Origin of the sequence: Luteococcus sp. Sow4_B9 (assembly GCF_052116585.1) — a bacterium.
GTDB lineage: Bacteria > Actinomycetota > Actinomycetes > Propionibacteriales > Propionibacteriaceae > Luteococcus.
In genome coordinates this window covers 95,103-108,475 of the sequence record NZ_JBQKKT010000004.1, presented here as the reverse complement: position 1 = coordinate 108,475, position 13,373 = coordinate 95,103, and the positions used below count along the sequence as shown (strand labels likewise).

General features: G+C 65.8%; 14 protein-coding genes. 11 read left to right on the top strand and 3 right to left on the bottom strand.

From position 1 onward, the window contains the following. Nucleotides 1-20: 20 nt before the first annotated feature. The 7 genes from ACTQ49_RS04240 (at nt 21) to ACTQ49_RS04210 (ending at nt 5,801) form a co-directional block, all read left to right on the top strand. Complete coding sequence (locus ACTQ49_RS04240; protein WP_441826597.1) at nt 21-797, top strand: PspA/IM30 family protein; 777 nt, start codon at nt 21-23, stop codon at nt 795-797. Beyond that, complete coding sequence (gene pspAA / locus ACTQ49_RS04235) at nt 794-1,081, top strand: PspA-associated protein PspAA (RefSeq protein WP_441826596.1); 288 nt, start codon at nt 794-796, stop codon at nt 1,079-1,081. The genes ACTQ49_RS04240 and pspAA overlap by 4 nt, the downstream gene beginning before the upstream one ends. Then, nucleotides 1,081-2,055, top strand: a complete 975-nt coding sequence (locus ACTQ49_RS04230) for a glycerate kinase (protein WP_441826595.1) — start codon at nt 1,081-1,083, stop codon at nt 2,053-2,055. Before pspAA ends, ACTQ49_RS04230 begins: the two co-directional genes overlap by 1 nt. A gap of 208 nt (nt 2,056-2,263) precedes the next feature. Beyond that, complete coding sequence (locus ACTQ49_RS04225; RefSeq protein ID WP_441826594.1) at nt 2,264-2,617, top strand: HesB/IscA family protein; 354 nt, start codon at nt 2,264-2,266, stop codon at nt 2,615-2,617. Between the two features lie 195 nt (nt 2,618-2,812). Continuing rightward, nucleotides 2,813-3,682, top strand: coding sequence for an aa3-type cytochrome oxidase subunit II (ctaC, locus tag ACTQ49_RS04220; RefSeq protein ID WP_441826593.1), 870 nt, complete (start codon nt 2,813-2,815; stop codon nt 3,680-3,682). A gap of 59 nt (nt 3,683-3,741) precedes the next feature. Further along, a complete protein-coding gene (gene ctaD / locus ACTQ49_RS04215; protein WP_441826718.1) occupies nt 3,742-5,406 on the top strand; it encodes an aa3-type cytochrome oxidase subunit I in 1,665 nt (554 codons plus the stop codon). Next, nucleotides 5,403-5,801, top strand: a complete 399-nt coding sequence (locus tag ACTQ49_RS04210) for a cytochrome c oxidase subunit 4 (RefSeq protein WP_441826592.1) — start codon at nt 5,403-5,405, stop codon at nt 5,799-5,801. Before ctaD ends, ACTQ49_RS04210 begins: the two co-directional genes overlap by 4 nt. A 100-nt stretch (nt 5,802-5,901) precedes the next feature. Here ACTQ49_RS04210 and ACTQ49_RS04205 read toward each other — a convergent pair whose 3' ends face one another. The 3 genes from ACTQ49_RS04205 to ACTQ49_RS04195 all read right to left on the bottom strand — a co-directional run bounded on the left by ACTQ49_RS04205 (nt 5,902) and on the right by ACTQ49_RS04195 (nt 8,862). Then, nucleotides 5,902-7,308: a GuaB1 family IMP dehydrogenase-related protein gene (locus ACTQ49_RS04205; protein ID WP_441826717.1), complete on the bottom strand. Its 1,407-nt coding sequence runs from the start codon at nt 7,306-7,308 to the stop codon at nt 5,902-5,904. Nucleotides 7,309-7,390: 82 nt separating this feature from the next. Next, a complete protein-coding gene (gene trpD / locus ACTQ49_RS04200) occupies nt 7,391-8,434 on the bottom strand; it encodes an anthranilate phosphoribosyltransferase (protein WP_441826591.1) in 1,044 nt (347 codons plus the stop codon). Next, a complete protein-coding gene (locus ACTQ49_RS04195) occupies nt 8,434-8,862 on the bottom strand; it encodes a response regulator (protein ID WP_441826590.1) in 429 nt (142 codons plus the stop codon). The genes trpD and ACTQ49_RS04195 overlap by 1 nt, the downstream gene beginning before the upstream one ends. A 227-nt stretch (nt 8,863-9,089) precedes the next feature. Between ACTQ49_RS04195 and ctaE the strand changes: the two genes are divergently transcribed. Genes ctaE through qcrB form a run of 4 tightly spaced genes read left to right on the top strand, consistent with a single transcriptional unit; the run spans nt 9,090 to nt 13,360 of the window. Continuing rightward, a complete protein-coding gene (ctaE, locus tag ACTQ49_RS04190) occupies nt 9,090-9,800 on the top strand; it encodes an aa3-type cytochrome oxidase subunit III (protein WP_441826589.1) in 711 nt (236 codons plus the stop codon). A 22-nt stretch (nt 9,801-9,822) separates the two neighbouring features. Then, nucleotides 9,823-10,629 carry a cytochrome bc1 complex diheme cytochrome c subunit gene (gene qcrC, locus ACTQ49_RS04185; protein ID WP_441826588.1) on the top strand — a complete coding sequence of 269 codons (807 nt, stop codon included), beginning with the start codon at nt 9,823-9,825 and terminating at the stop codon, nt 10,627-10,629. After that, a complete protein-coding gene (gene qcrA, locus ACTQ49_RS04180) occupies nt 10,596-11,711 on the top strand; it encodes a cytochrome bc1 complex Rieske iron-sulfur subunit (RefSeq protein WP_441826587.1) in 1,116 nt (371 codons plus the stop codon). The genes qcrC and qcrA overlap by 34 nt, the downstream gene beginning before the upstream one ends. Further along, nucleotides 11,711-13,360, top strand: a complete 1,650-nt coding sequence (gene qcrB / locus ACTQ49_RS04175) for a cytochrome bc1 complex cytochrome b subunit (protein ID WP_441826586.1) — start codon at nt 11,711-11,713, stop codon at nt 13,358-13,360. Before qcrA ends, qcrB begins: the two co-directional genes overlap by 1 nt. Nucleotides 13,361-13,373: the final 13 nt, after the last annotated feature.

The following is a 13,373-nucleotide window of genomic DNA, read 5'->3' as shown; positions in this document are numbered from 1 at the left end:
CCGGAAGGATCGAACACCACATGGCAGGCATTTTCCAGCGGATCTCGACGATTTTCCGTGCCAAGGCCGACAAGGCCCTCGATCGCGCCGAGGATCCCCGCGAGACGCTCGACTACTCGTACCAGCGCCAGCTCGAGCTCCTCCAGAAGGTCCGACGCGGTGTGGCCGACGTCGCCACCAGCCGTAAGCGCGTGGAGCTGCAGGCCTCGCAGCTCAATGGTGAGGTCGACAAGCTCACCATGCAGGCCCAGCGTGCGCTCGAGCAGGGACGCGAGGACCTGGCCCGCGAGGCGCTGACCCGAAAGTCCGGTCTCCAGCAGCAGCTCGGCGACCTGCAGACCCAGCACGCCCAGCTGCAGGCCGAGGAGGACAAGCTCGTCGCCGCCTCGAACCGACTGCAGGCCAAGGTCGATGCCTTCCGCACCCGCAAGGAGACCATCAAGGCCACCTACTCGGCTGCCGAGGCCCAGACCCGCATCAACGAGGCCTTCAGCGGCATCTCCGAAGAGATGGGTGACGTCGGCCTCGCAATCCAGCGCGCCGAGGACAAGACCCAGCAGATGCAGGCCCGTGCCGGCGCCGTCGACGAGCTGCTCGCCTCGGGCGCGCTCGACGACCCGACGGGTACCTACAAGGACGACATCACCCGTGAACTCGACCAGCTGGCCTCCACCAGCCAGGTGGAGGACGAGCTGGCCGCCCTGAAGGCGAAGGTCAGCGGTGAGATCGCACCGGCCGACCAGCCGGCACCGGCCCTCGAAGGCGGTCAGGCGCAGAAGCAGGAGGGACAGGCATGATCGTGCGAATCCTCGGCGAGGGCCAGTGGCGCATCGACGCCGAATCGCTGCCGGGCCTCAATGACCTCGACGACCGCGTGGCGGGCGCGCTCGAAGCCGATGACCAGCAGGCTCTGGAAGGGGCGCTCACCCTGCTCTTGGAGCAGATCCGCGCTGGTGAGAAGGTGCCGGACGAGGAACTGGCCGAGTCCGACCTGATCGTGCCGGATGCCAGTGCAAGCCTTGACGAGGTGCGCGCCTTCCTCGACGAGTCGGGCAGCACGGAGGGGCTCATCCCCGGCTGATGCGTGCCGTGGTGGCCTGCGGGCCCTTCAAGAGCCTCACCTCCGCCCAGACCGGGGCCGCAATGGCCCGGGCCTGGGCGGAGCTGGGTGCTCAGCTGGCCGTCGTCCCGATGGGGGAGTGCGGCAAGGGCTTCGGTCAGGCCTGGTCCGACCTCACGGACGCTGTGCTGGAGGACGTGGCGGAACACCGCGCGTTCGTCGGCCCCGCCGGCGCCGTGGTGCAGGTGGATGTGGAAGCGGGGGCGCCGGAGGCGTCCACCTCGGCCGCGGTGGGTCAGGCGGTTGGGCAGCTCATCGCGTGGGCCGAGATGCACCGCCGCCCGTTGCCTGAACTGTGGCTCGAGATCCCGTCCTGGGACTGGGCCGACGGAGGCCGCGGCTTCCATCGCGCTTTCGAGGTGGCTCGTGGAAACCTTGCCAGCACCAAGCTCCACCTGGTCACCACCGGCGGGCAGACCGAACTCCACCTCACCGGGTTGCGCGGCATCACCTCCATTGCGGCCCAAGGGGGCGGCGCGCACCCCGGTGAACTGATCGCCGCGGACCAGGCGCTGGTTGACTGGTGCGCTGAGTTGGGCGATCCCCAGCTGGGCACCACTGCCGGTGCCGGGGCGGTTGGCGGGCTGGGGGCAGCGGTCCTCGCCCTGGGCGGCGACATCGTCACCGGCCCGGGGGAGTGTGCACGTTTGGCTGGTCTCGCCGCAACGATGCAGGCCGCGGACCTGGTGGTCACGGGATATGACGCGCTCGAGTTCGGCACCAAGGGCGGAGACCTCGTGCCCATGGTCACGGGCCTGGCGGAGCAGGCCATGCGTCCGGTGGTTGCCGTCTGCCGTCGCAACTGGATCAGCGCAAGGGAATTGCGGACGATGGGTGTTGAGGAGGGCTATGGCCTCTCCTCCGACGACAGGCCGCTGTCGACGGAGGAGATCACCGCTGCCACCGCGCCTGTGGCCCGAACCTGGCACTGGTGACGGGCCGCATGGGTCCTTGCATGGCGGTTGAATTTTGCACCTCAGGTATCGTGAAGCCGTCACGGCTCGGGAATAGCAATCGTGGTCGTTGGCGTTGACCGGGAGAACCGTCCGCTCAGCAAGGGCGGCGGGCAACACGGCCGCAGGAGCCCGGGCCAATCGCCCGTCCAGGAGGAACCGGGTCAACCACCCGTTCAGGAGGAACCGCATGACTGACATCACCATCACCCCCACGACCGATGGCATCGTCCTGACCGACGTGGCCGCAGACAAGGTCAAGTCGCTGCTGGACGCCGAGGGTCGCGATGACCTGGCGCTCCGCGTCGCCGTCCAGCCCGGTGGCTGCTCGGGCCTGCGCTACCAGCTCTTCTTCGACGAGCGTCAGCTGGACGGCGACGTCGTGAAGACCTATGGCGGCGTGAATGTCGTCACGGACAAGATGAGCGCCCCCTACCTGTCCGGGGCCACCATCGACTTCGTCGACAGCATCGAGAAGCAGGGCTTCACGATCGACAACCCGAATGCGCAGGGTTCCTGCGCCTGCGGGGACTCCTTCCACTGAGTTGTTCCGCACAACAGAACGTCATCCCGCTGCATCTGGTCGATGCGGCGGGATGTCTGTTTTTGGGTTAGTCTTTGGGCGAACCCGCCGTGGGGATGGTTGCGCTCATCGAGCACTCCCGCCTCGCGGCAGCGTTCGGGAATCGGAGTCCTCGGGGCTCAACTCCTCCAGGGGAGAAGATCACGGTGGAAGGGCATGGACGTGGGTCGTGAACTCAACGGATGGCGCCGCAGGTCGGCAAGGGCCGCAGCGCTCGGTCTCGGCGGCGCGCTGCTGCTGACGGGTTGCAGCACGGGTGAGGGGCGTGGCCAGTGGTCGCGCGTCGGCTTGGTTGACCCGGCTTCGGATCGCGCGCCATTCATGGGTGATCTGTGGATCGGCGCCTGGATCGCCTGCGCCGTGATCGGCGTCTTCGTCTGGGGCCTCATCTTCTACGCGATGTTCAAGTTCCGCCGCAAGGACGGCAATGAGGTGCCCCGTCAGGTGCGTTACCACGTGCCGCTCGAGGTCCTCTACACGGCCGTTCCCTTCCTCATCATCATCGTCCTGTTCTTCTACACGGTGAAGGCGCAGAACCGGGTGCTCGACCAAGTCGAGCAGCCTGACCACGTGGTGAACGTCGTCGGCCAGAAGTGGTCCTGGACGTTCAACTACATGGAAGAGGACAACGCCGCCATCGGTGAGACCGTCCATGAGGTCGGCACGATCGAGAAGATCCCGGACCTCTACCTGCCCGTCAACAAGTCCGTCCGCTTCAACATCTACTCCGCGGACGTCATCCACTCCTTCTGGGTTCCCGCCTTCTACTTCAAGATGGACGCGATCCCCGGCAAGCCGAACTCCTTCGACCTGACGCCCACCAAGACGGGCACGTTCGACGGAAAGTGCGCCGAGCTGTGCGGTACCTACCACGCGGCCATGCTGTTTACCGTTCACGTCGTGAGCGAAGAGGAGTACAACGAATATGTGAAGGGCCTGGCCACGAAGGGCCAGCTCGGTGAGCTGCGCGGCTCGGTGGGCGCCTCGGCCCTTCCGACCGCCCCCGCCAAGGAGGAGAAGAAGTGACCACGCTGTCGCGCACCACGGGAGCGCCGGTCGTGCAGGTTCGCCGTCGCGAACACTCGATGGGCAAGCTCTTCATGGACTACATGACCACCACCGACCACAAGAAGCTCGGTCGTCTCTACTTCATCTCGAGCTTCTTCTTCTTTGGAGTCGGTGGCCTGATGGCCCTGGCCATCCGTGCCGAGCTGGCGAGCCCCGGCATGCAGTACATGACGCACGAGACCTTCAACCAGATGTTCACGATGCACGGCACGATCATGCTGCTGATGTTCGCGACGCCCCTGTTCGCTGGTTTCGCCAACTACCTCCTGCCGTTGCAGCTGGGCGCCCCGGACGTGTCCTTCCCGCGCCTGAACGCATTCGCCTACTGGATCTACATCATGGGATCCCTGATGGCCTGCGCCGGCTTCCTGACGCCCGACGGCGCCGCCTCCTTCGGCTGGTTCGCCTACGCCCCGCTGTCGAATGCCCTGCACTCGCCCGGTGTCGGTGGCGACCTGTGGATCATGGGCCTCTACCTGCTGGGTCTGAGCTCCATCCTGGGTGCCGTCAACTTCATCACGACCATCATCACGATGCGCGTCCCCGGCATGACCATGTTTCGCATGCCCATCTTCAGCTGGAACATCCTGGTCACCTCCATCATGATCATCGTGGTCTTCCCGGTGCTGGCCGCCGGCCTGCTGGTGCTGGAGGCCGATCGTGTCCTCGGCTCGCACATCCTCGACGCCTCGAGCGGTGGCCCGATCCTGTGGCAGCACCTGTTCTGGTTCTTCGGTCACCCTGAGGTCTACGTCATCGCGCTGCCCTTCTTCGGCATCATCACCGAGGTCCTGCCGGTCTTCAGCCGCAAGCCCGTCTTCGGCTACGTCGGCCTGGTCTTCGCCACCATCTCGATCGGTGCCCTCTCCGTGTCCGTGTGGGCCCACCACATGTTCGTGACCGGTGCCGTCTCGCTGCCCTTCTTCAGCTTCATGACCTTCATGATTGCCATCCCGACCGGTGTGAAGTTCTTCAACTGGATCGGCACGATGTGGGGTGGCTCGCTGAGCTTCGAGACCCCCATGATGTGGGCGATCGGCTTCCTGACCACCTTCCTGTTCGGTGGCCTGACCGGCATCATCCTGGCCAGCCCGCCCATGGACTTCAACGTCTCCGACACCTACTTCGTCGTGGCCCACTTCCACTACGTGCTCTTCGGCACCGTGGTCTTCGCGATGTTCGCCGGCTACTACTTCTGGTGGCCCAAGATCACCGGCCACATGCTGAGCGAGTCCTGGGGCAAGGCCCACTTCTGGCTGCTCTTCGTCGGTTTCCACATCACCTTCCTGGTCCAGCACTGGCTGGGCGTCGAGGGCATGCAGCGTCGTATTGCCGACTACCTGCCGGGTACCGGCTTCACCCTGCTGAACCAGATCTCCACCTTTGGTGCCTTCCTGCTGGGTGCCTCCTTCATCCCCTTCCTGATCAACGTCTACCTGTCCTTCAAGACGCCCAAGGTTGAGGTTGACGATCCCTGGGGTTGGAGCCGCTCGATGGAGTGGGCCACCAGCTGCCCGCCGCCGCGCCACAACTTCACGTCGCTGCCCCGCGTGCGCTCGCCGTACCCGGCCTTCGACGCGAACCACCCGGAGATCGCCGACCACGGCGACACCGGTCTGCAGGGTCAGTTCGTCGAGGCCGAGACCGTCGCGGCCCGTGAGAGTGCAGGGGAGATCCGATGAAGGTCGAGCGCAATATCTTTGGATTCCTCGGAGTCTTCTACCTGACCTGCGCGCTGGTCTACTGGTTTGGCTTCACCCATGAGTGGGTCGGCCTGATGACCCTGCTGCTGTCGGCTGCCATGTCCTTCATGATCACGGGCTACCTGGCCGTGGTCGGTTCGAAGAATGACAAGCAGCTGTCGGATGATGGTGACGCCACCATCGCCGAGGGCGCTGGTTCCCTGGGCTTCTTCCCGCCGCACTCCATCTGGCCCTTCTGGTGCGCGGTCACCGCGTCCCTGATGCTGCTCGGCCCCATCTTCGGCTGGTGGATCTCCATGATGGCCTTCGGCATGGGCATCTGGGCCGTCGGCGGTTGGTGCTACGAGTTCTACCGTGGCGACTACGCCCACTGAGCTTCGGCACACATGAGCAACGAACAGGCCCCGCACCTCACGGTGCGGGGCCTGTTCGGCATGTGGGCCACCAGTACGGCCCGGGAGCCGGTGCGCCGGGCTACTGCCAGCTCTGGGCCAGGGGACGTCCCTCGTCATAGCCGGAGGGGCTCTGGACACCCACGACGGCCTTCTCGGCGAACTCGGGCAGGGTCCGGGCTCCGGCATAGGTGCAGGCGGAGCGCACCCCCGAGGTGATCCAGTCGACAAGGTCCTCGACGCCCGGACGTGAGGGATCGAGATACATCTTCGAGCTCGAGATGCCCTCCTCGAAGAGCGCTGCCCGAGCCCGGTCGAATGCGGACTGCTGTCGGGTTCGAGACTTCACGGCCCGAGCACTGGCCATGCCGAAGGACTCCTTGTAGTGACGTCCGCTGGCATCCGTGAGAAGCGCCCCGGTCGACTCATGGGTTCCCGCGAACCACGAGCCGATCATCACGCTGCCCGCGCCCGCCGCCAGAGCGAGCGCGACATCGCGCGGATGCCGCACACCACCGTCGGCCCAGACTGAACGTCCAATGGAACGGGCAGCCTCGGCGCAGTCAAGCACCGCGGAGAACTGGGGACGTCCGACGCCCGTCTGCATCCGGGTGGTGCACATGGCGCCCGGGCCAACACCCACCTTCAACACGTCCGCGCCCGCTTCGGCCAGGTCGTGGACCGCTTCGGGGGTGACGACATTGCCTGCCACAAGTGAGACCCTCCGGCCGGTGGCTGCCGCGAACTGGTCACGGACCTGCTGGACCACCTGAAGGGCGTCGAGCATCTTCTCCTGATGGCCGTGTGCAGTGTCCAGCACCAGCACATCGGCCCGAGCGTGCAGGAGCCGTTCCGCACGGCCCGCGACGTCGCCATTGATACCGACTGCCGCACCCACCATCAGGTGCCCGGAGGGATCCAGGGCAGGGGAGTAGAGCGCGGCACGCAGGGCCGCCTTGCTGGTCATGATGCCGAGCAGCGTTCCGTCCGGGGACGTGGCCACGGCGACCTTCTGGTGATGCGCAGAGAGTGTGTCGAAGACCTCCTTGGGGCTCAGGGAGGGATCCACCACTGTCAGGTCCGTGGTCATCACCTCATGCACCTGCGCGAAGCGGTCCACACCGACTGCCTCTGAGGGGGAGACAACCCCCACCGGGCGTCCGTCCTCCACGACGATCACCACGCCATGGGAGCGCTTGCCCAGCAGCGCCATGGCCTCGCCCACCGTCGTGCTGGGATCAACCCGCACGGGGGTGTCGAAGACCGTGTGAGCGGCCTTGACCCGATCGATGGACTTCTGCACGTAGTCGGTGGGGATGTCCTGGGGCAGCACCGCGATTCCGCCACGGCGAGCGATGGTCTCGGCCATCCGACGGCCGCTGATGGCGGTCATGTTGGCCACCACCAACGGCAGCGGGGTACCGATACCGTCGCTGGAGGTCAGGTCGACGTCCATCCGGCTGGCAACCGCGGAACGATTGGGCGCCATGAAGACGTCGTTGTAGGTCAGGTCGTAGTCCGGCTTGTCTGTCAGGAATCTCACGAGGCCAATTCTGGCCCCTCGCGCAAGCTCAGCTGGCCTGGGTCTCGCTCACCAGTCGCTCGAGAGTCGTCGCCGCCGCCCCGGAATCGATCGCGGTGGCCACATCCTGGAGACAGGCAGACATCTGCTCGGGCAGGTCTGCATCCAGGTCAACTCCACGATGGGCGAGCAGGGCCGCCGCGCCATTGGCCAACACGATGTCCCTCACGGGGCCGGTCTTCCCGGCGAAGACCTCGCGGGCCACCTGGGCATTGTGTTGCGGCGGGCCGCCCACCAGGTCCTCGGGCTGGGCGGGGGCCAGACCAAGTGCCTGCGGATCCAACTGGGTGCGCATCACGCGGCCGTCACCGATCATCCAGACATCGCTGGTGGTGGTCGTGGTGAGCTCGTCGAGGCCGTCACCACCATGGAAGACCATGCCCCGGCTGCCGCGGGCGGCAAGCACCCCGGCCATCAGTTCGGCAGCTCCTGCGTCGGCGACGCCGATCGCCTGGGCGATGGGGCGAGCGGGATTGGTCAGGGGGCCGAGCAGGTTGAACGGCGTGCGGATGCCCAGTTCCTTGCGGGGAGCAGCCGCGAAGCGCAGGGACGGGTGGTACATCGGCGCGAACAGGAAGACCATTCCCGCCTTTTCCAGGATCTGCGGCTGGCGATCCGGCTTGACCTCGAGCTTGACGCCCAGCGCTTCCAGACAGTCTGCAGTGCCACACATCGAGGAGGCAGCACGGTTGCCGTGCTTCACCACTCGAGCGCCGGCGGCCGCGGCGGACACGGCGGCCATCGTGGAGATGTTCACGGTATTGGCGCGGTCACCACCCGAGCCGACGATGTCCACGGCGTCCTGGCCCAGGTTGATCGGCGTGGCGTGGCTCGTCATGGCATCGGCCAGTCCGCGAAGCTCCTCGACGGTCTCGCCCTTGGCTCGCAGGGCCACCGCGAATCCGGCGATGTGGACCGGGGACGCGTTGCCGCCCAGGATCTCGTCCATCGCCCAGACCGTGTCGGATGCAGAGAGATCACGCCCCTCGACGAGGGTGTTCAGCAGATCGGGCCAGCGGTTCAGGGCGGTCATCAGTTGGCGCCGGCCGTCACGCCCAGACGGCGACGGGCCAAGCTGGCCACGGCCTCGGGCAGACGGATCGGGTCAATGGGATGGGTCTCGACGGCGTCAGCCTTGGACCACGTGGCCAACCAGGCGTCCGCAGTGCGGGCAACCAGGAGCAGGATCGGAGGGCAGTCATCCAGTTCCTCCTTGAGCTGGCGACCCAGCCCCATGCCGCCCAGCGGCACGGCCTCTCCATCCAGAATGAGGACGTCGAAGGCGCCGTCCTCGACGGCCTTGACGACGGCAGGCGCGGTGGCGGTGTCGAAGACCTCGATCTCCGGAAGGTCGGCGGCCACTCGTCGCCCCAGGGCCAGGCGAACCTGGTCGCGGGTGCTGCGATCGTCGGAGTACAGCAGCACCTTGAGAGTGCGCTCACTGCGGGTCTGGTCGCTCATGGATCGTCCTGTTCCCTCGTCGGTCAATCGGGCTCGGCGTGCCAGGGATCGTGAGATTGGCCTGGATTCTGGGGTGCCTCGTCCTGCATGCTACCGCTCTGGCCAGCCGGGTTGTCACCGGCTCCACAATGCCGGCAGAACGTCCCTCGCCACGCATTCGTTCCAGAAACTGGTCCACCTTTGGTGCTCGACGTGCCAAAAGATGTTTTTGAGGCAATAATGCTCCCGTGGCTACTTCACCGCTTGCGACCAGCGCCGTTCATGGCAAGCCCGTTGGGGCTGTGCACCCGATTGCTCCTTCGCGCCTGCATGCGCCGAAGGGCCGGCCGGACATGGTTCCCCTGGGTACCTGGATCTGGCTGGCGAGCGAACTCATGTTCTTCGCAGCACTGTTCGCTGCGTACTTCATGATTCGTGAGTTCACGGGCGCGCAGGCCCTGCCGGGGCAGCCGTCCCTCTTCCAGGAGCACTCCGGGCACCTCGACAAGGTCTTTGCCGGCCTCAACACCCTGATTCTCGTGCTGTCCTCCTTCGCCTGCCAGTTCGGCGTGATGGCGGCCGAGCACGGCAAGGTGAAGCGTTCCGGTGGCCCGCTCAACATGGCCAAGTGGGGCATGCGCGAGTGGTACATCCTGACCTTCATCATGGGCTCGGTCTTCATCGCCGGTCAGCTGTGGGAGTACGCGAACCTGATCAGCGAGGGCTTCCTGATCAGCACCAATGCCTACTGGTCGGCCTTCTACCTGGCCACCGGATTCCACGGCCTGCACGTCTTCGGCGGTCTGGTTGCCTTCCTCTTCATCCTGGGCCGCACCTATCTGGCGCGCACCTTCACCCATGAGCAGGCCGTCAGCGCCATGGTGATCAGCTACTACTGGCACTTCGTCGATGTGGTCTGGATCATCCTGTTCGCGGTCATCTACCTGCTTCCCAACTAAACCCCACCAGAGAGGCGATCCCGTGCGATTCCTGTCCACGCGACGCAAGCACCCGGCGGCCAAGCCGCTCACCCTGCTGCTCGCTCTGTTCATGATGGGCGCCGTGTACTCGGTGGTCTCCCCGGCGCAGCAGTCGGCGGCAGACTCCAACACGAACCCCCAGGTGGTCCAGGGCAAGGGGCTCTACGACGTCACCTGCTCCAGCTGCCATGGCCTCAACGGTGAGGGCTCCAGCCAGGCTCCTTCCCTGATTGGCGTCGGCGCAGCCGCCGTCGACTTCCAGATGGGCACTCGTCGCATGCCGATGGCCAAGCCCATGGCCCAGGCCCCGCGCAACAGCGCTCCCGAGTACACCCCGGAAGAGATCGAGGCGATCGGTGCCTACGTGGCCACCCTCGGCGCCGGTCCCGCCGTCCCGACCGAGGACAAGTACTCGCCGGCTGGTCTGACCGACGCCGAGGTCGCCCGCGGCGGCGAGCTCTTCCGCACCAACTGCTCTGCCTGCCACAACATCGAGGGCAATGGTGGCGCGCTGTCGAACGGCGCCTATGCCCCGTCGCTGCACGGTGTCTCGTCCAAGCACATCTACGAGGCCCTGCGCACCGGACCCCAGCAGATGCCGATCTTCGGTGAGGGCGCGCTGCCCGACGAGGACGTCCAGCAGATCATTGGCTACCTCTCCAAGGTGGAGCAGCAGCCGCAGTACGGCGGTCTCGCGCTCGGCGGCATCGGCCCGGTGGCCGAGGGCTTCTGGGGCTGGATCCTTGGAATTGGTGGCCTGGTTCTCGTCGCCATGTGGCTCGCAAAGAAGGGGGCACGTGCCCGATGAAGTCGACCGATCTCGAGACCTACGACCAGGGCAACGACCCGGTCGCCTACCACCCGATCCAGAACCCGGGTCTGGACGAGCACGTTGAGCGGTGGACTGACGCCAATCCGGCGGCTGCCAACCGCGTGGCGCGCCAGATCATCGGCATGCTCGCCCTGTCGATGCTCTGCTCGATCCTGTTCGTGGTGGTCTACTTCGGGATGCCGAAGGACACCATCGTGAACTTCGGTCCCTTCCACAGCAATGCGCAGTCTGTGCTGCTCGGCCTGACCGGCGGACTCGCCGTCCTGCTGATCGGCTTCTCGACGATCCACTGGGCCAAGCAGCTCATGAACGACACCGAGGTCATCGACCTGCGTGATCCCATCGCCTCCAACGAGGCGGACCACGAGGAGATGGCGGCTGCCTGGCAGGCCGGCGTCGAGGACTCCGGTATCGGCCGCCGCAAGGTGATCGGTGGCATGCTGGCCGGAGCCGCCGGTCTGGTGGCCATCCCCGCCGTCGTCAGCCTTGCTGACATGGGCCCGCACCCGGGCAAGGGCACCCGCGCCGCCACGATCGAGAAGACGATCTGGGCCGAGGGCATCAAGCTGGTCAACGACATCACCTTCGAGGAGATCAAGGCCTCCGACCTGGAGATCGGCCAGATGGTGAACGCCGCCCCGGCCAATCTGGAGGAGCTGGCGCACGAGGACCACGTGGAATTCCACCGCGCTCGGGCCAAGGCGGCCATCATCATCGTCCGGATGAACCCCGACTCCATCAAGGTGCCCGAGTCCCGCAAGGACTGGCAGGTCAACGGCATCCTGGCCTACTCGAAGATCTGCACCCATGTTGGTTGCCCGATCTCCCTGTGGGAGCAGAAGTCGCACCACCTGCTGTGCCCGTGCCACCAGTCGACCTTCGATCTGGGCGACTCCGGCGTCGTGGTCTTCGGACCGGCCGCCCGTGCGCTGCCGCAGCTGCCGATCACGGTCGACAACGAGGGTTACCTCGTCGCCCGCAGCGACTTCACGGTTCCTGTCGGTCCCAGCTACTTCGAGCGCGATTCGCGCAACGACTACAAGAAGGGTGACAACTGATGGCACGCCCAGCAGCCGTTGCCGAGAGCTCCGAGGCGCTCGAGGCCCAGGCCCCGACCCGTTCGGCCGTGCCGGCCAAGCGCGGTGGCGCGTACACCTGGTTCGATGACCGCCTGGGCATTGCCCGTCTGGGCAAGCACAACCTGCGCAAGATCTTCCCGGACCACTGGTCCTTCCTGCTGGGTGAGATCGTGCTGTACTCCTTCATCGTCTGCCTGCTCAGCGGCATCTTCCTGACGATCTGGTTCCGTCCCTCGATGGCGGAGGTGGAGTACACCGGTGCCTACTCGCTCATGCGTGGCATCCCGATGTCCGAGGCCTTCGCGTCGACCCTGACGCTGAGCTTCGACGTCCGTGGTGGTCTCCTGGTTCGCCAGGTGCACCACTGGGCCGCCATCCTGTTCATCGCCGGCGGCGTGGCGCACGCCCTGCGCATCTTCTTCACCGGTGCCTTCCGCAAGCCGCGTGAGCTCAACTGGGTCATCGGCGTTGCGCTGATGGGTCTGTCCCTCATCGAGGGCTTCGCCGGCTACTCGCTGCCGGACGATCTGCTGTCGGGCACCGGTCTTCGCTTCACCGACGGTCTGATCCGCTCCATCCCGCTGGTGGGTACCTGGGCCGAGTTCCTCATCTTCGACGGTGAGTTCCCGGGTACGGCCATCGTGCCCCGTCTGTACATGGCACACATCCTGCTGATCCCCGGCATCCTGCTCGGTCTGATCGCCGCGCACATGGCCCTGATCGTGTACCACAAGCACACGCAGTTCCCCGGCCCCGGCCGCACCGAGCAGAATGTGGTCGGCTACCCGCTGTTCCCGGTCTACATGGCCAAGGCTGGCGGCTTCTTCTTCGTGGTCTTCGGTGTGACCGTCCTCATGGGTGGCCTCATGCAGATCAACCCGGTGTGGAAGTTCGGCCCGTACAACCCGGCACAGGTCACTGCTGGTTCGCAGCCTGACTGGTACATGGGCTGGGTCGAGGGTGCCATCCGTATCGTTCCGAACTGGGAGAGCCACATCGGCAGCACCACCTGGAGCTGGAACATCTTCCTGCCGGGTGTCGGCCTGCTGACCTCGCTGTTCGTGATCCTGGGTGTCTACCCGTTCATCGAGCAGTGGATCACCGGTGACAAGGAAGAGCACCACCTGCTGGACCGTCCCCGCAATGCCCCGACCCGCACCGCCCTTGGTGTGGCCGGCATGACGCTCTACATCATGTTCTGGCTGGGTGGCTCGAATGACATCATCGCGACCACCTTCAGCATGAGCCTGAACGGCATCACCTGGTTCCTGCGCATCGCGGTCTTCGTGGCACCGGTGATCGCCTTCATCATCACCAAGCGGATCTGCCTGTCGCTGCAGCGTCGCGATCTCGAGCGCGTCCTGCACGGCTCGGAGAGCGGCGAGATCGAGCGCAGCCCGGAGGGTCGTTACTCCGAGGCCCATGTGCCGATCAGCGAGGACGAGGCATTCACCCTCACCCAGCACAAGCAGTACGACATGCTGGATGAGTCCGACGGTGTCAGCAAGCGTCGCGCGCGGGCCAGCCGTTTCCTGGTGGGTGACGAGATCGCCAAGCCCACCGCTGAGGAGATCGAGGCGGCTCATCACCACGATGACGACGACACCCCGGCACTGCCTCAGCACTGAGCTGGACAGTCCC

Excerpts from the sequence above, each read along its gene's own strand:
- ACTQ49_RS04240 (WP_441826597.1), top strand. The coding sequence starts at position 21 with ATGGCAGGCATTTTCCAGCGGATCTCGACGATTTTCCGTGCCAAGGCC.
- pspAA (WP_441826596.1), top strand. The coding sequence starts at position 794 with ATGATCGTGCGAATCCTCGGCGAGGGCCAGTGGCGCATCGACGCCGAA.
- ACTQ49_RS04230 (WP_441826595.1), top strand. The coding sequence starts at position 1,081 with ATGCGTGCCGTGGTGGCCTGCGGGCCCTTCAAGAGCCTCACCTCCGCC.
- ACTQ49_RS04225 (WP_441826594.1), top strand. The coding sequence starts at position 2,264 with ATGACTGACATCACCATCACCCCCACGACCGATGGCATCGTCCTGACC.
- ctaC (WP_441826593.1), top strand. The coding sequence starts at position 2,813 with ATGGACGTGGGTCGTGAACTCAACGGATGGCGCCGCAGGTCGGCAAGG.
- ctaD (WP_441826718.1), top strand. The coding sequence starts at position 3,742 with ATGGGCAAGCTCTTCATGGACTACATGACCACCACCGACCACAAGAAG.
- ACTQ49_RS04210 (WP_441826592.1), top strand. The coding sequence starts at position 5,403 with ATGAAGGTCGAGCGCAATATCTTTGGATTCCTCGGAGTCTTCTACCTG.
- ACTQ49_RS04205 (WP_441826717.1), bottom strand. The coding sequence starts at position 7,308 with ATGGCGCCCAATCGTTCCGCGGTTGCCAGCCGGATGGACGTCGACCTG.
- trpD (WP_441826591.1), bottom strand. The coding sequence starts at position 8,434 with ATGACCGCCCTGAACCGCTGGCCCGATCTGCTGAACACCCTCGTCGAG.
- ACTQ49_RS04195 (WP_441826590.1), bottom strand. The coding sequence starts at position 8,862 with ATGAGCGACCAGACCCGCAGTGAGCGCACTCTCAAGGTGCTGCTGTAC.
- qcrB (WP_441826586.1), top strand. The coding sequence starts at position 11,711 with ATGGCACGCCCAGCAGCCGTTGCCGAGAGCTCCGAGGCGCTCGAGGCC.